Raw genomic sequence first — 21,985 nt, 5'->3', positions numbered from 1 at the left:
GCCGCGCCCCTGCTCAGGGGGCGCTTGTTTCCCGCTGAGGCAGGGACGGCGGCGGGCGGACCGCGTACGCCTCGGAGGAGAGGTAGACGGTGACGCGGGGCTGCTGGTGCTGCTGATGCGCGAGGGCCAGGTAGGCGATCAGCCCGACGCCGTCGGTGAGTTCCCGGGGGGTGAGGGCGGCCAGGGCTCGACGGAGGGCCGATGCGTCCATGCCGAAGTGGCTCAGCAGGGCCGTAGCCCGGGTGAGGGCCTCCTCGTCGTCGCGGACGTAGTCCCGGACGGGGATGTGCAGCGTGAAGCCGCTCGGTGAGGCGGTCTCTCTGTCCGTGAAGGCATGGCAGGTGAGCGCGGGCCGCCGCAGTAGCCGCGGGCTCTCTCCGGCCTTCCGGCCGGGCAGCGGGGCCGATCCCGTGGCCAGCCGGAAGAAGGATCTGACCTGGTCTTCCGCCAGGCCGGGCGCGGTACGGCTCACCGTGACGGCATCGTCTGCGGACATGCGGGGATGCTTGACGTACACCCTGGCGCGAGGCGTCGCCCAACTGCCCAGATCGAGGGCGATGAAGGGGTAGCCCGCCGCGTCGGGAAGCGCTGCGAACGCGTCGGGGTGGCCGAGTCGCTGCAGCGCTTCCCGCACTGTACGGGCGGCGTTCTCGGGGCCGTCGGCAGAGGGGTTCAGATAGACCTTGACCCCGGGTACTCCTCCGGGACGCAGATCCAGCGCGTACCAGAGAGCCATCGGCCCCTCCGCGGCGTCCGGGAAGAAAAGGTCTTCCACGGCGTCGAGTTGAGCGGTGGAGAAATTCCACCGGTCGGCCATCTCACGGATGACCTTCAGGCCGGCACGACCGCTCTCGGCCATGTCACCGGAAGCGCAACCGGGTTCCACCAGCATGCGCAGAGTCGGAGCGGCATCCGGGGTTAAGGCGAGGGAGAACTCGACCGGGGTGTGGTCATCGGAGATGTAGCTGAGCGAGGCCGGCGGCAGAGTCAACGGCCGGTGCGCGGTGTCCGTCAGGGAGTCCATGAGGACCTGGCCGTACGTGCGCGTGTCCGCGTCCGCCAGCCCGGCGATGGGGGCCAGGCGCAGCAGTTGGCCCAGGACGTGTTCGCCGAGCGTTGTTCTGTTGGATCCGGCGGCGGGTGCCGACGCGGCGTCGGGCATCACGAGCGCACTCACCGTGCCCCCAGCAGCGCTCGGCGCCGGGATCCGTCGCACGTCGGCATCACCCCCGCAGGCCGCCCGCCGGTGCGCGAGGAGGCAAAAAGATACCCGCCCGGAGAGGCGGGTATCCGACCGTGTTCTCCATCGAGCTCAGCGCCCATGGGCGCGGCTTTTCGTCTGAAGGGCGAATGCCTCCGGGGTGGTCGAGCCGCAGATGGATGAGCGGTTATGCCGTGGGGCTCCACTGTCTCTCCTTCATCGTGTGACAACCCAGACAGTCCGCGTGGTCCTACCCCGGCGATTCAGCCTTCATGCAACTAGCAATTACCTCATGTGTCTCCTGTGTCACATCACGTTGCCAGGCTTCACCCCTGCAGCCAGGTGAGGAAGGCGCTCCACCGCCCGGGGCGCTTGGCGTTGCCCTGTTCGGTGCTCGGCACCGAGTGCTGGGGCGCCTGGGGCCGTTGGGGTGTCTCCGGCTGCTGTGTCTGTGGCTGTGCGGAAGCGTGTGGTTTAACGGGGCCGAACCGGACGGGAAGCTGCGCCAATGCCCGGTTGAACGGGCCGGGCCGCCAGGCCAGGCTTTCCTCCGGAACCGCGAGTTCGACGTCGGGCAGCTCGTTGAGCAGATACTCGATGGCCGTCAGGGTGATGAGCCGGGCGGGCTCCTTGGAGGGGCACGCGTGAGGGCCGGCACTCCAGGCGAGGTGAGCACGATTGCTGCCGGCCTGGTCCGCCAGAGAGGCGTTGGCGGCTGCGAAGCTCACCATCACCAGCTCTCCGGCGCGGACCTTGTGACCGGCCACATCCGTGTCCACGGCCGGATAGTGGGGCGCGTAGTTGGCCATGGGCGGATTGCGCCACAGGGTGTCGTCGAGAGCTTCGTCCAGCAGTCCGCTGCGCGCGAAACGTTCGTTGGTGAACACCTGGTGCAGGGTGTTGCCGAGGAGGCCGCGCAGCGGCTCGGCACCGGCGCCGAGAAGCAGCACCAGCTGGTGAACCATTTCCATGTCGTTCAGCTGCGCGGGATGCTCCATCAGCCAGGAGGTGACGTCCTCGCCCGGCTGCTCCCGCTTCAGGGCGACCAGTTCGCCGACGGCCTGGACGAGCACCTGGTTGGCCTGTTCCGCGTTGACGCCGTCGAACATGCCGGCGATGCCGAACATGACCCGGTCACCGATCTCCGGCGGGCAGCCGAAGAGTTCGTTGAACACGAACAGAGGCAACGGCTTGGCGTAGTCGTTGAGCAGGTCGGCCGAACCGCGGGCGCTGAACTGGGCGATGAGATACTCGGCGACCCGCTCGACGTTCCGGCTCAGCTGAATGTCGCTGATCCGGGCCAGACTGTCGGTGACGGCCTGGCGCAGCCGCAAGTGCGGGGCGCCGTCGGTGAACATGCAGTTGGGCCGCGGGGCGAGCAGCGGAAGGACCGGGCTGTCGGCGGGTATCCGTCCTTCGCTGAGGGCTTGCCATCGGTAGGGGTCCTTGCGGAAGACCGCCGGATTCTGCAGCAGATCGAGCGCCGCGCCGTAGTCCGTCACCAGGGTCGCTTCCACTCCGGGAGCGAGCTCGACGGGCGTAGCGGGTCCGTGATGGCGCATGTACGCGTAGAAGGCATGCGGGTCGGCGGCGAACTGTGCCGTGTGGAGGGGGATCGGCCGACCGCTGTCGTGCGCGGGGCAGCCGGGTGGCGGGACGGGGGCGGTGGTCATGCGTGCTCCAGGGCGGCGCGTTGCTGTAGGTGGCGAACTAGCGTGATCAGTGCGTCTGTCGACGATCTCTGGTCCCGCGCGTCCATGACGACGACCGGGGTGTCGGGGAGCAGGTCGAGCGCTTCGCGCACTGCCGCCTCCGTACGCGCCGGAGAACCGTCGAAATGGTTGATGGCGATGGCGTAGTCGAGGCCGTGTTCCTCGATCAGGTCCATGACGGCGAACGAGTCCGACAGCCGCTCGGGGTCGACCAGGACCAGGGCTCCCAGAGCGCCGCGGGCCATGTCTTCCCAGAGGTTGACGAACCGCTGTTGTCCCGGGGTTCCGAACAGATAGAGCACCACGCGGTCGCTGAGCGTCAGCCGTCCGAAGTCCAGGGCGACCGTGGTGGTGGTCTTGCCCCGCACCCCCTTGAGATCGTCCACGGTCTCGGAGACGCGCGTCATGCTCTCCTCGGTGGACAGCGGGGTGATCTCGGAGAGCGTGCTGATGAGTGTGGTCTTGCCGACGGCGAAGTGTCCGACGACCAGGATCTTCACAGCGGTCTGCTCCGCGCCGCGCCGTACGTAGGCGTCATCATCCAAGACGGGCCTTGAGACCATCCAGCACCTCCTGCAAGAGTTCTTTGTCGACCAGGCGAGCCTGCGGCACCGGCGCGCGGGTGAGCAGGTAGCCGCCCTCTGCGAGGGAGCTGAGAAGGACCTTGAGCACGCCCAAGGGGAGGTGGGTGTGCCCGGCGATCTCGGCGACGGACAGGTAACCGCCCGCGCACATCTCCAGGAGTTGCTGCTCTTCGGGAGAGAGCCGAGCGGGACGCTGCCGCTGGTCGACGGCCGTCGTGACGAGAGTGATGAGCGCGAACTGGTTCTCGCCGGGAAGATCCCGCCCGCCGGTGATGACATAGGGCCGGACTAAATGGCCCGATTCGAGTTCGGGCTCGGGGAGGTCTTGGTCGGTCATGGGCGATGACCGATGTCTTCGCGGGGTGGTGTCGACAGTTCCTTGCCCAGCTGGCCGACGAGCTGCTGCATGCGGAAGGTGATGTCGGCCATGTCGACCTCGAGGTTCGCCGCGACCGCGAGGTAGGCGCCCGTCCCCGCGGAGACGAGGAAGACCCAGCCGCCGTCGAACTCGACCAGGGTCTGACGCCACTGCAGGCTGTCGTCGTCACAGAAGAACCCGAGGGAGCGGCTGAGAGAATGCACTCCGCTCATCGCGGCGGCGACTTTGTCGGCCGAGTCGCGACCGAGCCCCGAAGTACGGGACATCGGCAGCCCGTCGGCGGAGACCAGAACCGCATGCAGGGCCCCGGGAATCTCCAGGGCGCTCTCGAGCATCCAGGACAGATCAGTACTCACGGGGCGTCAGGTCCTTTGCGTGCGTCGGCGTGGCCCGGCTGGTCCTCGAGGTCCGGCAGCGTGGTCCTGCCGTGCTCGGTGCCGCGCTGGAAGGCACCGAGGATCGATGCCGTCTCTCTGCTCGAACGAGCGGGCTGGCGGGCGGGGGGCTCGCCGCTCGGCACCACACTCATGGTCCGCTTGCGCCTGCGTTTGGGCAGCCCGTCGGCCGTGGTGGTCGCGGGCGCCTCCGGCTCGCTCCCGCTCGAGACCGGGTCCGGCAGGGCAGTGGTGGGCTTCGGCTCCGGCATGCTGGTGAGCAGGTCCTTCGGGAGGAGAAGCACCGCGCGGACGCCACCGTAGGGAGAGGCGGTGTCGACCGTCACGTTGAAGTCGTAGCGAGCGCACAAGGCGCCGATGACCGCGAAGCCGAACTGCGGCGGGTTGCCGAGATCGCTGACGCTGGCCGCACGTGCACCCGACAGGAGCGACGAGGCGTGGGTCTTCTCCTCCTCGTTCATCCCGACACCCGCGTCGTCGATCACGATGCAGATGCCGCTCGGCACCGTCCGCACGTTGATCTCGACCACGGTTTCGGGTGCCGAATAGCTCGTGGCATTGTCGAGCAGTTCGGCGACCGCGAGCGCGACCGGCTCGACCGCCCTGCTGGTCACGGCGAAATTGATCTGCGAAAGAATCTCGACCCGCGGGAAGTGTCGGATCCTTCCCTGAGCGCTGCGGATCACGTCGTAGACCGACGCCGGATCCCGCTGTCTGCCGAGCCAACCCTGGCACAGCACGGCGATGGACTGTGCGCGTCTGCCGAATTGGCTGTTCATGTGGTCGATGTCCAGCATGTCCCGCAGAACGGCCGAGTCGCCGTACTTCTGCTGCAACTGGGAGATGGCCTTCTGCTGCTCCGCGGCGAGACCCTGGAGTGTCCGCATCGCGGACTTCAGTACGGTCTTCGTCGCGTTCTCCGCCTCCTCCTTGGCCTGCCGGACAACCTCGTCGTAACTGCTGCGCAGTTCGACGAGATGGGCTTCAAGGGCGGCGTACTGGCTTCGCAGGTCGGCGTTGGACGCCTCGGACCTCTGTCTCTCCTGGCGTAAAGCTCTGATCGCCCTACGCTGGCGCACCACGAGAGTGGCCGCAGCAGGGACGCCGGCAGTCAACGCCCAGACCGCCGGATCCTGCAAGTAGTTCGTCATATGACTCTCTTCAACTGACTGGAGTCCAGTTACTGGAACCTGCCCGTGAGACCCTCGACAGCGGTGCATGCGCCGCCCGGGTCGCCCTTGCCGCGGGCATTTCATGGGGGGGGAACATCCGCTCGGCAAGCGCCATGATCATAGCACTCAGGCATATTGACGGATCGTCATATCGGTACGCCGATGCCGGGCCCTGGCCGGCAGTTGCCGGTGGTTCCCGGACATCTGTCGTGAAAGCGGAACGCGCCGCGACGACGCCTAGAGGTCCCGTGGCCGCACCGTCATCCAGATCCCGTCCCGTCCCCACAGCACGAACCGTTCCACCGGCGTCACTTCGTGCCCCGGCGCGGGCCGGAAGCGCAGGCGCTTGAGGAGGACGGCCAGGACAAGCTGGGCCTCGACCGTGGCCAAAGCGGCGCCCTCGCAGCTGCGTGGGCCGATCCCGAAGGGGACGTACGCGAGCCGCGGCCGCTTGGCCACCTCCTGCGGCGTGAAGCGCTCGGGGTCGAACCGCTCCGGCTCGGGCCAGTGCTCAGGGTTCAGGTGCACCGCCCAGAACGGATAGAACACCGTCGTCCCGGACGGGATCTCGTACGGCCCCAGAGTCAGGTCCTCGGTCGTCTCGCGTGCGCCGTACGGACCGGGCGGGAACAGCCGCATCGACTCCTTGAGCACCATGTCCAGATACGTGAGCCTCCGCAGATCGCCGTAGTCGGGCGCGGCGCGCTCGCCCAACACCTGGTCCAGTTCGGCGGCGACGCGATCGGCCGCCTCGGGATGGCGACCCAGCAGGTGCAGCGTCCACGAGACGGCGACGCCCGTGGTGTGGTGGGCGGCGAGCAGCGTCACCATCACGGTGTCCCGGATCCGCGCCGGGCTCTGACCGGCCTCGACGAGCGCCCCGATCAGGTCGCTGCGGTCGGTGCGGCCGCCCGGACGATGCGCCGCCACCACGCGGTCGACCGTCGCGCGCAGATACACGAGGGCCTCCTCGGCCCGCTCCGCCGAGCGCGGGTCGGCCCGCGGCACCTGGTAGAGCCGCCCGAGATGTTCGGTGAGCACCTCCTCGAACGCGGCGACGACACGGTCCGTGTCGGTTTCCGCGCCGCCGAGCGCGAACCCGCAGATCATACGGAGCGACAGCGCGGTCAACTCCTTTTGCAGCTCTACGGGTTCGCCGTCTGCCTGCCCGGCCCAGCGGTCCGCGAGTTCCCGCGCCAGCTCGTCGAAGCGCGCGAAGTGCCGCTCGTGAGCCGGCCGTCCGGCGAGCACCGAGAGCAGTACTCGGCGCCAGGGTGTGTGCTCGTCGGCGGTCAGCACTTGCAGGTTGCCCGCCTCGCACAGCGGGTCCAGGAACGCGAACAGCTCCTCGGGCCGCTTGTCGATGTGTGCCGTGGCCTCCAGAAGCACGGGGTCGGCGACCGACACGGCCGTGCCCGCGCCCGGCAGTTGGAAGCGCACGACGGGCCCGTACGCCTCGTGCAGGCTCAACTGATGCCGGTGCAGCCCGCCTGCGGCCGCGATGGCGCCCAGCCCGCCGTCCTCCTGGTGCTCGGGTCCGGGGATGCGCACAACGGTGCCTCCTGTGGTAAGTCTTCCCCCCAGGTCTGCCCGAGGGGCCCTCGACTGCTCTCAACTCGCCCTCGTCTCAGGCAGTTTCCCCCACCACCGTTCCCTTCCCCACGGCGGGTCCCGCGCCCCCGACATCGTTGTCGAAGGCGCGGCCCGCACGGATCTCGGTCCTACGGGATGCGGCACGTTCCGAGGGAGCGCCGCGCACTGGGGCGTGCGGTCGCCTTACGGCGTGTAGACGGCGTCACTGCCGTACAACTCCCTGGTGAACGCGGAGACATCGGCGCTGCGGTCGGAGCCGTCGAGGTTGTACGTCAGATAGACGCCGTACCCCTCACCGACGGTGCGGCGGGCGAGGTCGGCGGCCGTGCTCTGCGAGGTCCCGCCGATCTCGACGGCCGCCGGCGACAGCTTCGACTTGGGCAGTGCGATGCCGGGGACCTGCCAGGTGCCGTAGTACGGGTTCCAGGCGTAGTCGAACTTGGACGAGACGTCGACACCGCCGTACGAGAGGCGCGAGGCGGCCGGGCCGATGTTGTAGAGGCTGATGATCTTGTCCGGCATGTTCGCGCGCAGCGCCGTCACCAGGTGCACGAACGAGCTGTCGTTGGGCTGGCCGGTGCCGTTGTTGCCGTACTCGGCGTACTCGTCGTCGAAGTCGAGGCCGTACTTGGTCACGGTGTCCGACATTTGCTTCGCGAACGCCGAAGCAGCTTGCTGGGACGGGAAGTTGGCGAAGCCCGCACCCTGGTGGTTGCCGAGCACCGAGAGGACGACCTTGATGCCTTTGTCCTGCAACGGCCTGATCTCCGTGGCGGCGTTGTCGAGGACGCGCTGTACGTTCTCGTTGAAGTGCAGATACGCCTCCTTCTTGCCCGTGTCGTAGTTGATGTTCGCCGCGAAGATCACGGCGACGTCGAAGACGTTGTCGCCGCCGTCGGCGAGGGTGTACTTGCCGACGTTCAGCATGCTGTTGTTGTTCACCTCGACGTACGCCACCGAGGTCGGCCCCTGTTTCGCGGGAGCGGGAGCGGGAGCAGGGGCCGCTGCCGCGCCGGTCGTGGCGGTCGTGCCGAAGGTGAGGGCGGCGACGGCCGAGAGCGCGAGCGCGGCCGTCCGCAGTCTGCTCCGTACCAGAGTGAACATCGTTGATCGGTCTCCCATCGCATGGGTCGGCGCCCGACGTGTTCGAAAGCGCCGAGTGAGCCCTCCGAGTTTTCCTCTCCCGTGACCGAATCCCAAGAATCATGCGCAAACTCTTTTCGACTCCTAGGCCCTCAAGTCGGTGGCCTGAAGGGGGCTCTGCCCCTCCAGCCACCCTTAGGGTTGTCGCACGAGGTGGGTCGGACACGACGAGGGGGCTCGCGTTGGATCGCCTGGCCGGAGCGGACCTGGAAGTCGGCCGACCGCCGTCGTCGCGACACGCGGGGCTCTGGCCGGTCGCGGCCCTCGCCGCGCTGGTGGTCGTCGTGCTCGCGGTCTTGTACGCCGGCCACAGCGAGCCCGGCAGGGTGGACAGGTGGATCATCGAGCCGACGGCGGACAGCGTGCGGCCGCCGTGGCGGCGCGTCGCTCTGGCCACGGACTTCTTGGGAGAGCCCGCCGGAGCGGCGACGCTGATCGTCGCCGCCGTGGCGGGCTGCCTGCTGCTCCGGCGTCCTCGGGCGGCGGTGCTCGTCGTTGCCGGTGCCGGCCTGACCGTGGCGACGGCGACGCTGCTCAAGCACCTGGTGGGACGCACCATCCACGGCGACGGCAACCTGTCCTATCCGAGCGGGCACACCGCCTTCTTCACCGCGCTCGCCCTCGTGGTGGCGCTGCTCGCGGCCGGTGAGCTCGGCCTCGGCAGGACGGCCGGCACGTTGCTCGTGCTCGCCGCGGCGCTGGTTGCCGGCGCCGCCATGGGCTGGGCGCAGGTCGCCCTGAGCGCGCACTACGCGACCGACGTCCTCGGCGGCTGGTGCACCGCGCTCGCGGTGGTCCCGGCGGCCGCGTGGCTGGTCGACCGGATCGCCGACAACAGTCGGTGGCAGCGGCACTGACGTCACGTCACGTCATGTCATGTCATGTCATGTCATGCCAGGCGGCGGAATACGGGCTTCACCGGTCGTCCCGCCAGCCAGGGCGTGGGGTCGGCGGCGTCCAATGCCTTCCGGTACACCGCACATGCCTGGGCCACCACGTCGACGGTGTGGTCGATATCGGCGTCGTCGAGCGCGCTGCTCACCACGAACGACGGGGCGAGCACCCCGCCCGCGAGGAGTCGGCGCAGGAACAGGGTGCGGTACTGCTGCGACGGCTGCCCGTTCTCGTCGAGGGTGGCGAAGACCAGGTTGCCGGCCCGGCCCCGGACGACGATGTGGTCGCCGACGCCCATGCCGGCCGCGGCGTCGCGGACCCCGGCGGCCAACCGCTCGCCGATGGCGTGCAGTTGAGCGGTGATGCCCTCCTCGACGTAGGTGGTCTGCACGGCCATCGCGGCTGCCAGCGAGTGTGTTTCCGCGCCGTGCGTGGTGGAGAGAAGGAACACTCGCTCGCCGGAGTGGCGAAGGCCGCCCCGCTCCATCAGCTCGCGGCGCCCGGCAAGCGCGGAGACGGCGAACCCGTTGCCCAGCGCCTTCCCGAACGTGGAGAGGTCGGGGACGACGCCGTACAGGCCCTGGGCGCCCGCCTCGGACCAGCGGAAGCCGGTGATCATCTCGTCGAAGATCAGTACGCAGCCGTGCCGGTCGGCCAACTCGCGCAGGCCTGCGAGATATCCGGGCGGCGGCTCGGTGTGGGTCGTGGCAGGTTCGAGGATCAGGCAGGCCACCTCGTCCTGGTACCGGGTCAGCAGCTCCTCCGTCGCGGCCAAGTCCCCGTAAGGGAAGGACACGGTCAGGTCGGTGGTCGCCGCCGGAATGCCGGCGGACATCGGCGTTGTAGCGATGAACCAGTCGTCGACGGAGAAGAACGGATGGTCGCCGCAGATGGCCACCCGCGGGCGCCCGGTGACGGCGCGGGCGAGGCGCACCGCGGCGGTGGTGACGTCGGAGCCGTTCTTCGCGAACTTCACCATCTCGGCGGTCGGCACCGTGGCCAGGAAGCGTTCCGCGGCCTCGACCTCCACGATGGACGGCCGGACGAAGTTGCTGCCGCGGTCGAGTTCCCGCCGCACCGCTTCGAGCACGCGTGGGTGGGCGTGGCCGAGGCTGACCGACCGCAGCCCTGACCCGTACTCGATGTAGCGGTTGCCGTCGATGTCCCACACATGGGCACCGCGGCCGTGGCTGATGACCGGTGCCAGGTTCTCGGGGTACTGGTCGTCGCCCTTGGCGTATGTGTGCGCGCCCCCGGGGATCAGGGCGTGCAGCCGCTCGTTCGCCTGCCGCGACCGGGGCAGGCGGAACTCCTCAGTGTCCACGCTGACTTCAGCTCTCTTTCTGCTTCAGGACCTCGGCCAGGCTCGGAGCCTTCCGGTCCCGCTCGGACATCGAGGTGACCGGCAGCGGCCAGTCAATGGCGAGCTCCGGGTCGTCGAAGGCGATCGTCACGTCTTCGGCCGGATCGTGCGGGCGGTCGATCCGGTACGAGGTGTCGGAGGCCTCGGTCAGCGCCTGGAAGCCGTGCGCGCAGCCTGCCGGGATGTACAGGGTCTTCTGCGTCTCGTCGGAGAGTTCGAAGAAGGCCCGGTTGCGGTACGTCGGTGAGTCCTTCCGCAGGTCCACGACGACGTCGAAGATCCTCCCGTACGAGCACCGCACCAGCTTGGCCTCGCCGGCGCCGGAGCGCAGGTGCAGGCCTCGCAGCACGCCCCGGACCGAGCGGGACACGCTGTCCTGGATGAAGGCGTCCGGGTCGAGGCCCACCGAGCGGACCACGTCGGCGTCGAAGGTGCGGCAGAAGAAGCCGCGTTCGTCGGCGTACGGCGTCGGCTCGAAGAGGTACGCGCCGGCGATCTCTGGGACTTCGGTCGCTTTCATGGGGCCTCCCGTAGGGCGTGGGCCGGGAACAGGACCGCGGTCAACTCGGCGAACTGGTCCTTGAGTTGCCGGGCGGCGACCGCGTTGCGTTCGGCAAGGGTCTGCCGCAGCTCGGCCGACCGCTTCTCCAGCGCCCGGAACTGCTCGAGCAGCCGGTCGGCGTCGACCTCGCGGGCCGGGTGGCAGAACGCGGCAAGGCCCATCCGGTCCATGAGCGCGTCGCTCTTCGCCGCATAGCTGAGGGCGAGCGTCGGTGTGCCGACCTTCAGCGCGCAGATCAGGTTGTGGTAGCGGGTCGCCACGACGGTGTCGGCCGCCGCCGTCTCCTTCATCAGGCCGGCGAGCGAGGCCGTCTCGGCGGCGGTGACCAGCGGCGAGTCCACCGCGTCGAGGATCGCGGCGACCACCGGCGCGTCGCACGCGTCGCCGGTGAGCAGCCGGACCGGCCTGCCTTCCTCAACCAAGGCGCGCACAAAGCGAGTTGTCCCGTCGAGGTAGCGCCGGTGGATCTCCTCGGCCCGGGCGCGGTCGTCGTTGCCGCCGTGGAAGTCCATGACGCCGACGCAGACCGGGCCCCCCGGCGGGCCTGAGGGCACGCTCGTCGGGGGCGTCGGCAGGGCGAACGCGAGGTCCGGGTAGACCTCGTCGCGCGCGGTGTCCACGCCCATCCCCCGCATCGCGTCGCGGGACAGGGCGTCCCTGTACGAGCGGTACGCGGCAAGCCGCGCCGACCAGCGCACCAGGGCCCGGGTCGGCCGGTTGCCGATCGGGGCGGCGCCGACGCCGACCAGCGCGACCCGGGTGCGAAGCAGCCGGCCACTCGCGCAGAGCAGGAACAGCGAGTACGGGAAGCCCCACGGCCGCAGCGGCAGCGTGGCCTCCAGGACGCCCATGCCCGGCACGATCACCACGTCGTGCCGACGCACCCAGGCGGCGGTGCGGACGGCGTCGACGAGTTTGCCCAGGCCCTTGCCCGCGATCGCGCCCACGCGTGACGCGGTCCGGTACTCCCCTCGGTACCAGTGCAGCCGCGTCGCGGGGATCCCGTACCGGGACGTGACGACCTCGGGCCCGCCGCACAGCGCGTCCACGGCTGCCTCCGGATGCTCGGCGCGCAGGTACCCGAGCACGGCCTCGAGCGATCCGTCGTTGCCGAGGTTGCCGGAGCCGAGGAGGCCGAACACCCCCACCCGTGTAGGGGACTTCATGCCTGCCGCCCTTCACGACCTTCACGACCTTCACGACCTTCACGTCCGTCACGACCTTCACGTCCTGCGACGAGGGCGTCGACGGAGACAGTGAGCTTGGCCGGGTTGACCGGGGCACGGTCCTCGACCCGCTCACCGGCGCCCGGCCGGGCCCGGCTGGTCATCCAGGCGGCCAGGTGGCGGTAGCACGCGCGCCGGTCGGCCGCGGACAACGGCGCCCGCCGGATCGCCGCGACGAAGCCCCAGACGTACTCGGCGAGCAGCCGCGGCGTCGGGTGCAGCGGGCCCGCCCGGCGCGGGTCGAGGTTGACGCACCGGGATCGCTTCGACGGGTTCGCCCGCTCGGCGCGGGTGGGGTGGTCGCGGCGGAAGTACAGCAGCTCCGGCACCTGGTGGAAGGGTCCGTGCAGGCCGATCTCGGCGACGAACGTGCGGTCCGCGTGGTGGTAGCTGTCGTGCGGCTTCACCCGGCGCAGCACGTCGGCCCGGATCACCCCGTAGAAGTCGTCGCCGCCGGGCTCGAACAGCATGCTGCGGAAGCGCTCGGGCGCGCGCGGCGAGTCGGTGGCGAGCGTGTACTCGTACGGAACCTTCACCTTCCCGTCCTCGTCGATGACCGCCTGGTCGGCGTGCGCGAGGATCACGTCCGGCCGCTCGTCCAGGGCCTCGACGCAGCGCCGCAGCAGGTCCCGGGCGTACAGGTCGTCGTGCGAGGCCCACTTGAACAGTTCGCCGTGGCACTCGGTGAACACGTAGTTGTGGTTCGGCGCGGCGCCGATGTTCCGGGTCAGCCGGATGTAGCGGATACGCGAGTCCCGCTCGGCGTACTTGCGGCAGATGTCCTGGGTTCCGTCGGTCGAGGCGTTGTCGGAGATGACCAGCTCGAAGTCCTCGTAGGTCTGGCCGAGCAGGGCGTCGAGCGACTCCGCGAGGTACTCCTCGCCGTTGTACACGGGCAGACCGATGCTCAGCCTGGGTTGCGCGGTCATGAGGTCCTCACTTCGGGGATGGGGTTCTGGTGGCTGCACCCGCGCTCGCGCAGGGCGGTCCGCAGCTGCAGCCACCACACGGCCGAGCCGCAGACGGTCGCGGCGGCGACGCCCCAGGCCGAGCCGACCGTGCCGGCCACGGCCGCCCCGCCGAGCCCGCCGGTGACGTAGCAGACGGAAGCGATCAGTTGGCTGCGCAGGCTGCGCCGGGCCGCGCCGAGCGCGCGAAGGCCGGACGCCGCTCCGGTGCCGAGTCCCGCGCCCGCGACGCCGAGCGTGACCGGCACGATGAGCTCCGATGCGGAGCTCCAGACGCCGCCGAGCACGAACTCGCCGCCCGCGTCCGGCACAAGGAGCAGCGCCCCGCCCCAGAGCAGCGCGGCGACGGCCTGCCCGCCGCCGAGGAGGAGGCAGAACGCGCCGAGGCGGTGCGGGGCCCGCCTCAGCACCCGTGCCGCCTCCGCGACGGTGACCAGGGAAAGACCCATCAGCACCGCCATGAACGGGCCGAGCAGGAGCTCGGCGCCCCGGATCACACCCACCGCGCCGAGCCCGACGATCGCGCCGAGTCCGTACGCCCGCAACTGGCTCGCGCCGCTGTTGCTGACGTTCTCGACCAGGTACCGGTAGCCGAGGTCCCGGTGCTCGCGAAGCCACTCGCGCGCGCCGGTCAACTGCGGCCGGATGCCGGACTGGAAGCAGCCGTACACCGCGGCCACGGCGGCGGAGGCGCCCCAGGCGAGCACGAAGGCCTCCACGCTGCCGACGCGGGCCGCCACCACCAGGGCCGGGACGAGCGCGACGCCCCACACGAGGTCGTTGACGAACGCCTTCCGCCCGGTACCGGCGGCGAAGAACGCGAACCGCCAGGAGTCCTGAAGCAGCAGCCCCGGCAGTACGGCACCGAGGCAGGCGAACGCGGGCCCCACACTGCCGCCGAGTAGAAGCCCGACCACCAGGGACGCGGCGCCGAGGGCGGTACCGGCGCCGAGCGCGGTACCCGACGACCGGGCCACCGCCGCGCGCCAGGACGCGTCCGGCACGCCGCTGAAGCGCACCACGAGCGGGTCGGTGGCAAGGCCGCGGGAGACGTTGAGCACCACGCCGTAGGTCACCCAGGCGAGGCTGAACACGCCGAACGCTGTCACCCCCAGCGAGCGGGCCACGTAGATGCCCACCACGAAGTTGCTCATGCTGGAGGCCGCCTGGTCGGCGAGGCCCCAGGACAGCCGGCCGACGAGCGCCCGCTTGGCGGATCCGGCCGCTGCCGCCGTTGTCCTGGGATTCTCCCTCTCGGTGGCCATCCGCATCAGGCCTTGATCAGCCCGGCGGCGGCCAGCGCTCCGGCCGCGTCGGCGACGGTGTCGAACGGCAGCCCGGACCGCTCGGCGACGTCAAGCAGACCGTGCTCGCCGTCGGAGAGGTTGAGCACCCAGAGCATGGCCATCTGCGCCTGCTTGGTGTCGCTGCGGCCGCCGAGCGCGTCGTACAGCCCACGGCGGCCCAACTGCGGTTCCCCGTAAGGGCTGAGGTTGACGTACCGCCGGTTGCGGTCGAGGACGGCGAACGCCTCGCGGCAGACGGAGAGGGTGTCGGCCATCGCCTCCGGGGAGACGAAGTCCAGGTCGTCCGCCGAGGTGTGGTACTCGGGGTAGCCCGCGTACGGGGTCCTGGTGAGCGAGCCCACGCCCAGGTTGAACCCGGGCGAGCAGAACTGTCGCTCGTCGTAGCCGTACGGCGTGAACTCGGTGACGCGGTGCGGGCGTTCGGAGGCGGCAAGGACGTGCCGCATCACCCGGTCGATCTCCGCGTCGCCGCGTCTGCTCTGCTTGTACGTCAGTGAGCCGGAGTCGCCCGCGCAGGCCAGCACGACGCCGTGCTTGACGCGCTCCACCCGCTCGGCGTTGCGGGCCAGCCAGGTGATCGCCCCGATCGTGCCGGGCGCGAAGATGAACCGGTAGGTGTAGTACGGCGTTTGCTCCGCCAGCGCCCGCGCCAGGAACGTCGCCACCGCGATGCCCGCGAGGTTGTCGTTGGCCAGCGACGGGTGGCAGACGTGGCAGGAGACGATCACCTCGTCGGGGACCTGTCCGGGGACCACGTGCTCGGCGTAGGTGAGGTGGCCGTCCGCGAGGGTGGAGTCGATGCGCACCTCGTACTCGCCGTCCGGCAGCGCGTCCAAGGTCTCCTGGGCCAGGCAGAATCCCCATTCCGGCTTGTAGTAACTGGTGCGGTACGGCACCCAGTTGGGGTGATCCGGCAGGGTGTGCAGGTGTTCGCGCAGCTCGGCGAGCGGCATGGTCTGCGACACCGGCACGCTGTAGCCGAGCACGTGCAGGCTGGACTCGGCGAAGTCGACGACCCGGTTGCCGGTGCTGTCGGCGACGTACGCGTCCCGGATGTTCCACTCCTGCGGCACCGTCCAGTCGAGCACCTGGGTCCCGGTCGGCACCTCGTGCACCTGGAGCGGGATGTACTCGCCGACGATGTCCAGGGTGGCGCGCACGCCGTCCCCCGTGATGCTCCGGCAGAGCGGGTACAGCCGCTCCACCAGTGCGTACATCTCCGCGCCGGCCGCTGTCATCCGCGCCACCGCAGGGTGTCGTCGACGGCACCGGCTTCGGACGCCGCACGCAGCACGGCGAGGCGGGTGAAGCGTCGCTCGAAGTCCTCCCGGGTCAGTCCGAACTTCCGGTAGGCGTCGGTGAGTTCGAGCGCGCCCCGCTGCACGGTCCACTCGCAGTCGAAGCCGGGTATCGCGGCGCGGAACCGGGAGAAGTCCACCCGGTAGGACCGCGGATCGGCACCGGTCTCCCCCGTGATCACCACCTTCGAGCCGGACACCGCATCGGCGACCTGCTCGGCGATCTCGGCGACCGTGACGTTGTTGACCTCACTGCCGATGTTGAACGCCCGGTCGTGCACCGCTTCGCGCGGCGCGGTCAGCGCGGCCGCGAAGGCCCGTGCGATGTCGGCGGCGTGCACCAGCGGGCGCCAGGGGGTGCCGTCGGAGAGCACCAACACCTCGCCGGACAGGAGCGCGTGGCCCACCAGGTTGTTGAGGACGATGTCGGCGCGCAGCCGGGGCGAGTAGCCGAAGGCGGTGGCGTTGCGCATGAACACCGGGCTGAAGTCGCCGTCGGCCAGGGCGTGCAGGTCGTCCTCCACCCGCACCTTGGACTCCGCGTACGGCGTCACCGGGCGCAGCGGGGCGTCCTCGGCGACCAGGTCGTCGCCGCCCGCGGCGCCGTAGACCGAGCAGGTCGACGCGTACAGGAAGCGCCGTGCTCCCGCGTCGCGGGCCAGTCGGGCGAGGCGTACGGACGCGTGGTGGTTGATGTCGTACGTGAGTTCCGGGGCGAGGGATCCCAGCGGGTCGTTGGAGAGTGCGGCCAGGTGGATCACGGCGTCCACCCCCGCCATGTGGTCGGGCGTGACGTCGCGCAGGTCCACCCGGTGCCCCGGCGGGTCGGCGGGCGGCGGGCCGAGGACGCAGTCGGCGAACAGGCCGGCGTCGAGACCGACGACTTCATGTCCGGCGGCCGTGAGGACCGGGGCCATCACGGTGCCCAGGTATCCCTGGTGTCCGGTGAGCAGTACGCGCAAGGTTCATTCCCCCTGATGGGAAGTGCCCGGATGGGAAGTGCCCTGATGGGAAGTGCCCAGGTCGAGCGTGAGTTTGGTGACGGCGAACGCCTCGGCGTAGCGCGCGTGGCATTCGATGCCGCGGATCCGTGCGAGGCCGAGGAAGGCCTCGCGGTCGTACCAGGGGCGGTGCCGCTGCGAGGGGTAGTGCTCCTGCAGCAGCCGCACCTTCTCTTCGGCGGTCTCCAGGGACAGCGGCTGGTACGCCGACGGACGGCCGAGATCGCCGTCCCACTTGACGATCTCGTAGCCGAGAACGAGGTGGTCGCGGAATGCGGTGGGTATCAGCCGCGCCAGGCCGCGGTGGTCCTGGTGCGCGTCGTCGGTACGCGGGGCCAGGATCAGATCCGGGTCGGTCTGCCCGCGCAGTTCCTCGACCGCCGCCTTGGCCTCGTCCCAGTGGACGGGCATCCGGCCGTCCGGCAGCTTGAGCACGGTGAGGCGCAGATCGGCGCCCGGGCAGAAGGCGGCGAGCGCGGCCCGCTCCTCCTGCTCGCGCTCGCTGCCACCGCCGGAGAGCACCAGGGCGTCGACGCGCATTCCCGGCCGCGCGAGGCACAGGCTGAGGAGCGTGCCGCCTGCGCCGATGGCGATGTCGTCGCAGTGCGCGCCCACCGCGACGATCCGGTCCAGGCGCCCTGCACCGAGCCGGATCACGCGCTCACCCCCGCGCCGTCCCGTTCCCACACGGCCCACGGGCGGTCGCCCCGGGTGTAGGCGGCGTCGAGCGCGGCCCGCTCCTTCACTGTGTCGGTCGGCTTCCAGAAGCCGCGGTGCTGGTGCGCCACCAACCGCCCCTGCTTGGCCAGTTGGGCGCATCCGTCGGCGACCAGGTCCCCGTTCTCCGGTATGTGCTCGAAGACCTCCTGGCGGAGCACGAAGTAGCCGCCGTTCTCCCACAGCGGCAGTTCGCTCACCGCGGTGATGCCGCCCACCAGACCGTCCTCGCCGAGGTCCACGCAGTGGAACGAGGACTGCGGAGGCACCACCATCATCGACGCACCGGCGTCGCGCAACGCGAACTTCTCGATCATCTCGTCGAGAGGGGCATCGGTGAGCACGTCGGCGTAGTTGGCGAGGAACATCTCCTCGCCGTCCAGGTGGTGCCGCACCCGGCGAAGGCGTTCCCCGATCGGTGACTCGATGCCGGTCTGCGCGAACGTGATGGTCCAGTCGGCGATGTCGGTGGAGAGCAGCTCGGTCTGGCCGCCCCGCAGCACGAAGTCGTTGGACACCGTCTCCTCGTAGTTGAGGAAGAAGTTCTTGATGTGATGCGCCCCGTATCCGAGGCACAGGATGAACTCCTTGTGCCCGAAGTACGCGTAGTAGCGCATGACATGCCAGATCAGTGGTCGCGGGCCGACCATCGCCATCGGCTTGGGCATGTCGTCGGCGGCACCGTCGCGCATCCGCATCCCGTAACCGCCGCAGAACAGAACGACCTTCATGCCTTGACCTCGACAATGCTCAGTTCCGGGATGGGAAAGACCAGACGGCCGCCCCAGTCGTGCACGAAGGACAGCTGCTCGACCAGCTCGGCCCGCAGGTTCCACGGCAGGACGAGGACGTAGTCCGGTCGGTCGGTGGCTATCTGCTCGGGCGGCAGGATCGGGATGCGGGTGCCCGGGGTGAACCTGCCGTGCTTGTAGGGGTTGCGGTCGACCGTGTACGGGAGCAGGTCGGGCCGGATGCCGCAGTGGTTGAGCAGGGTGTTGCCCTTGCCCGGGGCGCCGTAGCCGACGACCGTCTCGCCGCGCTCGGCCGCCTCGACGAGGAACCGCAGGAGGTCCCTGCGCACCTTGGCGACGCGGGCGGAGAACTCGGCGTACCCGGTCAACTCCTGTAGCCCGGCGGCCTTTTCGCGGGCCAGCACGTCAGCCACCTGTTGCGTCGGCTCGCCGGCCATCTCGACCGGCCGGGCCCACAGCCGGATGGAGCCGCCGTGCGTGGGCAGCAACTCGACGTCCACGAGGGCGAGTCCGCCACTCGCGAGAGCCCGGGTCGCGGACGCGACCGTGTAGTACTGGAAGTGCTCGTGGTAGATCGTGTCGTACTGGTTCTCCTCGATCAGGGTCAGCAGGTGCTGCACCTCGATGGAGACCCAGCCGTCGTCGGCGACCAGGGCGCGCAGCCCCTGGGTGAACCCGACGACGTCGGGGATGTGCGCGTACACGTTGTTGGCCACGACCAGGTCCGCCGGGCCGTGCTGGGCTCGGACGGCCGAGCCGATGGCCGGGTCCAGGAACTCCGTGAGCGTGGGCACACCCGCGTCGCGCGCCGCGGCGCCGACGTTCACCGACGGCTCGATGCCGAGGCAGCGGATCCCCCGGTCCACCACGTGCTTCAGCAAGTACCCGTCGTTGCTCGCCACCTCGACCACGAAGGCGTCGGAGCCGTCGGTGTCGAGTCGGGTGTCGAGTCCCACCCGCTGTACGGCGTCGGCGACGAACGTGCGCGCGTGCTCCACCCAGGAGGTCGAGTACGACGAGAAGTACGCGTACTCCTTGAACGTCTCCTCCGGCGTGATCAGCGGCGGGATCTGCGCGAGCCAGCAGTCGGTGCAGACCCGCAGGTGCAGCGGGAACGCGGGCTCCGGCAGGTCCAGTTGGTCCGCGGCGAGAAAGCTCTCGCACGGCGGCGTCGCCCCGAGATCGACCACGCTCGCCAGCGTCGCCGAGCCGCAGAGTCGGCATCGTGTCATCTAGTGCCCCCCATTGATTCCGTCCCCCATTGATTCCGTCCGACCCGCGATCACGGTGCGGTACTCCTCCTCCAGGCGCTCGAGCCCGACGGCCGGGCTGAAACGCAGCTCGTAACGGCGCCGGGCCGCCTCGCCCATCTCCCGGTTGCGGTCCTGCTCGGCCGTGATCCGGCGCAGGCAGGACGTGAGCGAGGAGGACTCGCCCGGCCGGTGCAGGAGACCGGTCACCCCGTCCTCGACGAGTTCGACGAACGCGCCGTGACCGGCGGCGACGGCCGGTACCCCCGCCGCCATCGCCTCCGCGACCACCAGGCCGAACGTCTCCAGGGCCATCGAGGGAGCCACCACGGCGACCGATCGCGCGACGGCCCGCCGGCACTGATCCGGGTCGAGCAGACCGACGTAGCGCACGTCGTCCCGGTCCGCCGCCCAGGCGGTCACCTCTCGTTCCAGTGGCCCCGCCCCGGCGAGCACGAGCGGTACGCCCACACCGCCGGCCGCGGCGATCTCGTCCCACGCGGCCATGAGCAGCCGCACGCCTTTGGCCTCCGCGAGCCGACCGAGGAAGAGCACATGCTCGCCGACGCCCGTTCGGCGGGCGCCCGGATCGGGTACGAAGTTGTGCTTCACCGCGAGGAGTTCGGCCGGCATGCCGGACCGCACCAGGACGTCGCGCTGCGCCGCGGAGATGCAGAAGAACCGCTCCACGCCGGACCACCACCGCCGCCGGTTGAGCGTCAGGCTGACCGCGAGCGGTACCGTCGCGAGGCGGGAGTCGCGGTAGCAGCCGTGCCGGACCGCGGGCAGCGACGCCTTCGACCCGACGCACTCGGTGCACGCCCTGCCGTCCCTGTGCAGGGTGCCGGGCGGGCAGACCTGGGTGTAGTTGTGCAGCGTGGCGACGGCGGGTACTCCGGCGTCGGCGCAGGCGGCGAGGACCGCGGGCGACAGGAGCGGGAAGACGTTGTGGATGTGCACCACGTCCGGCCGCTCGGCGCGCAGTCGGGCGGCGAGCTCCTTGCGGACCGCCGGGTTCCACGGCACAAGGAGCGGCACCGCGGCCTTGGCGGCGAGTGACCGTCCCGCGATGTCGTCGCTGCGGCGCTCGAACAGCCCGACCCGGTGGCCGGCCGCGCGCAGCAGCCCCACTTCCTGGTCGACGACGACGTTCTCCCCGCTCGGCTGAGCCGAGGAGTAGCGGTTGTGCACCACGAGAACGTGCATGCTCAGGTCATCTCCGATCTGCGGGCCCATCGCGGGACACGTCGTTGAGTGACCGCGCGCCTCGTGAGGGGCGTCGCCGTCGCGAGGGGCGTGGCCGCGGCAGGTGTCGCGAGGAGCGAGGCGGCCAGGGCCAGATGCAGCAGATACGGCGAGGCGTCGCCGAGTCCTGCCTCGGTGTACGACGAGATCGCGACGTAGCTGATCAGGAAGACCGCGCAGGCCCTCTGCAGTGACGGCGGTCGCAGCAGCGCGACACCGGCGAGGACGACGATGATCGCCGCGACAAGGATGACGCCGATCAGACCCTGCTCGCTGTAGACGGCCAGCCAGCTGTTGTCGATCGGCAGGCCGCCGAACGACTTGTCGCCAAGGCCCATGCCGAACACCTGCTCCGCGGTGGTCCGGGGCGCTGTGAGCAGGGCGTCCCAGACCTTGGCCCGACCGGTGAGGCTGGTGAAGTACTCCTTGCTCTGACCGCGCAGGAACCACGCCTCCAGCGCGGAGGCGAACCCCACCGCGGCCACCACGGACACCACCACCGCCCAGACGAACAACCGGCGGGCGGCCGCGCTGGTCAGGACGAGCGAGCCGATGGCAAGCACAAGCCCGATGAGCAGGCCGACCGTGGCCGTCCGGGTATGGGTCAACGCGAGCAGGGCGAGTGACGGCACGATGACCAGGGCCGCGCTGCCCCTGGTGGTCCGGTGACCCAGTACGAGCAGCACGGTGAGCCCGATGATCACTGCGGCGTACTGTCCGATCTGCGGCGGGGTGAGCGGCCACAACGCGCCGACAAGGCGACCGCCGTAGGTCTCGGGCATGGCCGCGCCCGGTGAGATGACCAGGCCGGCTGCCGCCGTCCCGAGCGCCACGAAGTACATCCGGATGTGGTGCCGGACGAACGTCAGGCTGCCGTCCCACCATCGGCTGAGCAGCCACAGCGTGCCGACGAAGAGAGCGAGGCGGGCGCAGCGGAACAGCGCGCCGAACCCGACCTCCAGGTTCGCGCTGGAGATCACGCTCGGCACAAGCAGCAGGGTGAGCAGGAACAAGAAGGCGCTCGCCCGGATGCGCAGCCGGAGATTGAGCGCGAGCGCCAGCGCGAACGCGGCGACCAGCGCGCCCATGGTGACCATCTGGATGACGGAGCGGGGCAGCGGGAGGATGGTCTTCGCCCCGGCGGAGCCGAGCGTGTTGAGGGCGAGCAGCGCCCAGACGATCCCGACGGCCTTGGGCGTGCCCCCCTTCAGATCCCCGTCCAT

General features: G+C 70.1%; 21 protein-coding genes. 1 reads left to right on the top strand and 20 read right to left on the bottom strand.

Annotation, left to right across the window (positions count from 1 at the left end; genetic code table 11):
- Nucleotides 1-13: 13 nt before the first annotated feature.
- From E2651_RS02875 to E2651_RS02840, 8 genes are all read right to left on the bottom strand, one after another.
- Entirely contained in the window at nucleotides 14-1,177 is a 1,164-nt protein-coding gene (locus E2651_RS02875; protein WP_245238529.1) for a tryptophan dimethylallyltransferase family protein, read from the bottom strand.
- A 350-nt stretch (nucleotides 1,178-1,527) separates the two neighbouring features.
- Nucleotides 1,528-2,874: a cytochrome P450 gene (locus E2651_RS02870; RefSeq protein ID WP_135329359.1), complete on the bottom strand. Its 1,347-nt coding sequence runs from the start codon at nucleotides 2,872-2,874 to the stop codon at nucleotides 1,528-1,530.
- Nucleotides 2,871-3,476, bottom strand: a complete 606-nt coding sequence (locus tag E2651_RS02865; protein WP_135329358.1) for an ATP/GTP-binding protein — start codon at nucleotides 3,474-3,476, stop codon at nucleotides 2,871-2,873. Before E2651_RS02865 ends, E2651_RS02870 begins: the two co-directional genes overlap by 4 nt.
- Nucleotides 3,451-3,834 carry a DUF742 domain-containing protein gene (locus E2651_RS02860; RefSeq protein WP_135329357.1) on the bottom strand — a complete coding sequence of 128 codons (384 nt, stop codon included), beginning with the start codon at nucleotides 3,832-3,834 and terminating at the stop codon, nucleotides 3,451-3,453. Before E2651_RS02860 ends, E2651_RS02865 begins: the two co-directional genes overlap by 26 nt.
- Entirely contained in the window at nucleotides 3,831-4,232 is a 402-nt protein-coding gene (locus E2651_RS02855) for a roadblock/LC7 domain-containing protein (protein WP_135329356.1), read from the bottom strand. The genes E2651_RS02860 and E2651_RS02855 overlap by 4 nt, the downstream gene beginning before the upstream one ends.
- Complete coding sequence (locus E2651_RS02850; RefSeq protein WP_135329355.1) at nucleotides 4,229-5,422, bottom strand: ATP-binding protein; 1,194 nt, start codon at nucleotides 5,420-5,422, stop codon at nucleotides 4,229-4,231. Before E2651_RS02850 ends, E2651_RS02855 begins: the two co-directional genes overlap by 4 nt.
- Nucleotides 5,423-5,680: 258 nt before the next feature.
- On the bottom strand, nucleotides 5,681-6,994 hold the full coding sequence (locus E2651_RS02845; protein ID WP_135329354.1) for a cytochrome P450: 1,314 nt from the start codon (nucleotides 6,992-6,994) through the stop codon (nucleotides 5,681-5,683).
- Nucleotides 6,995-7,219: 225 nt separating this feature from the next.
- Nucleotides 7,220-8,140, bottom strand: coding sequence for an endo-beta-N-acetylglucosaminidase H (locus E2651_RS02840; RefSeq protein WP_135329353.1), 921 nt, complete (start codon nucleotides 8,138-8,140; stop codon nucleotides 7,220-7,222).
- Nucleotides 8,141-8,385: 245 nt separating this feature from the next.
- Here E2651_RS02840 and E2651_RS02835 point away from each other — a divergent pair, with 245 nt between their 5' ends.
- Nucleotides 8,386-9,036 (top strand): phosphatase PAP2 family protein, encoded by a 651-nt coding sequence (locus tag E2651_RS02835; RefSeq protein WP_135329394.1) that lies wholly within the window; start codon nucleotides 8,386-8,388, stop codon nucleotides 9,034-9,036.
- A gap of 32 nt (nucleotides 9,037-9,068) precedes the next feature.
- On the opposite strand, the gene E2651_RS02830 is transcribed toward E2651_RS02835, so the two are convergent.
- The 12 genes from E2651_RS02830 to E2651_RS02775 are packed head-to-tail and all read right to left on the bottom strand — an operon-like array spanning nucleotide 9,069 to nucleotide 21,985.
- Nucleotides 9,069-10,397 (bottom strand): glutamate-1-semialdehyde 2,1-aminomutase, encoded by a 1,329-nt coding sequence (locus E2651_RS02830; protein ID WP_135329352.1) that lies wholly within the window; start codon nucleotides 10,395-10,397, stop codon nucleotides 9,069-9,071.
- A 7-nt stretch (nucleotides 10,398-10,404) separates the two neighbouring features.
- Nucleotides 10,405-10,956: a dTDP-4-dehydrorhamnose 3,5-epimerase gene (gene rfbC / locus E2651_RS02825; RefSeq protein ID WP_135329351.1), complete on the bottom strand. Its 552-nt coding sequence runs from the start codon at nucleotides 10,954-10,956 to the stop codon at nucleotides 10,405-10,407.
- The gene (locus E2651_RS02820; RefSeq protein WP_135329350.1) at nucleotides 10,953-12,164 is read right to left on the bottom strand and encodes a polysaccharide pyruvyl transferase family protein; all 1,212 of its coding nucleotides are present in this window, start codon (nucleotides 12,162-12,164) and stop codon (nucleotides 10,953-10,955) included. The genes rfbC and E2651_RS02820 overlap by 4 nt, the downstream gene beginning before the upstream one ends.
- Nucleotides 12,161-13,153 (bottom strand): glycosyltransferase family 2 protein, encoded by a 993-nt coding sequence (locus tag E2651_RS02815; protein ID WP_135329349.1) that lies wholly within the window; start codon nucleotides 13,151-13,153, stop codon nucleotides 12,161-12,163. The genes E2651_RS02820 and E2651_RS02815 overlap by 4 nt, the downstream gene beginning before the upstream one ends.
- Nucleotides 13,150-14,457 (bottom strand): hypothetical protein, encoded by a 1,308-nt coding sequence (locus E2651_RS02810; protein ID WP_135329348.1) that lies wholly within the window; start codon nucleotides 14,455-14,457, stop codon nucleotides 13,150-13,152. Before E2651_RS02810 ends, E2651_RS02815 begins: the two co-directional genes overlap by 4 nt.
- 5 nt (nucleotides 14,458-14,462) lie before the next feature.
- Nucleotides 14,463-15,746 (bottom strand): DUF4910 domain-containing protein, encoded by a 1,284-nt coding sequence (locus E2651_RS02805; protein ID WP_135329347.1) that lies wholly within the window; start codon nucleotides 15,744-15,746, stop codon nucleotides 14,463-14,465.
- Nucleotides 15,734-16,759, bottom strand: a complete 1,026-nt coding sequence (locus E2651_RS02800; RefSeq protein WP_135329346.1) for an SDR family oxidoreductase — start codon at nucleotides 16,757-16,759, stop codon at nucleotides 15,734-15,736. Before E2651_RS02800 ends, E2651_RS02805 begins: the two co-directional genes overlap by 13 nt.
- Nucleotides 16,760-16,762: 3 nt before the next feature.
- Nucleotides 16,763-17,455 carry a PIG-L deacetylase family protein gene (locus E2651_RS02795; protein WP_135329345.1) on the bottom strand — a complete coding sequence of 231 codons (693 nt, stop codon included), beginning with the start codon at nucleotides 17,453-17,455 and terminating at the stop codon, nucleotides 16,763-16,765.
- Nucleotides 17,452-18,246 carry a glucose-1-phosphate cytidylyltransferase gene (locus E2651_RS02790; RefSeq protein WP_135329344.1) on the bottom strand — a complete coding sequence of 265 codons (795 nt, stop codon included), beginning with the start codon at nucleotides 18,244-18,246 and terminating at the stop codon, nucleotides 17,452-17,454. The genes E2651_RS02795 and E2651_RS02790 overlap by 4 nt, the downstream gene beginning before the upstream one ends.
- Complete coding sequence (locus tag E2651_RS02785; RefSeq protein WP_135329343.1) at nucleotides 18,243-19,499, bottom strand: class I SAM-dependent methyltransferase; 1,257 nt, start codon at nucleotides 19,497-19,499, stop codon at nucleotides 18,243-18,245. The genes E2651_RS02790 and E2651_RS02785 overlap by 4 nt, the downstream gene beginning before the upstream one ends.
- The gene (locus E2651_RS02780; protein ID WP_135329342.1) at nucleotides 19,500-20,723 is read right to left on the bottom strand and encodes a glycosyltransferase; all 1,224 of its coding nucleotides are present in this window, start codon (nucleotides 20,721-20,723) and stop codon (nucleotides 19,500-19,502) included. It lies immediately after the preceding gene.
- A gap of 2 nt (nucleotides 20,724-20,725) precedes the next feature.
- Nucleotides 20,726-21,985: an O-antigen ligase domain-containing protein gene (locus E2651_RS02775; RefSeq protein ID WP_135329341.1), complete on the bottom strand. Its 1,260-nt coding sequence runs from the start codon at nucleotides 21,983-21,985 to the stop codon at nucleotides 20,726-20,728.

Source organism: Streptomyces sp. MZ04 (assembly GCF_004684775.1).
Lineage (GTDB): Bacteria > Actinomycetota > Actinomycetes > Streptomycetales > Streptomycetaceae > Streptomyces.
The sequence above is the reverse complement of the archived record's forward strand: the minus strand, read 5'-3'. Positions and strand labels throughout refer to the sequence as shown.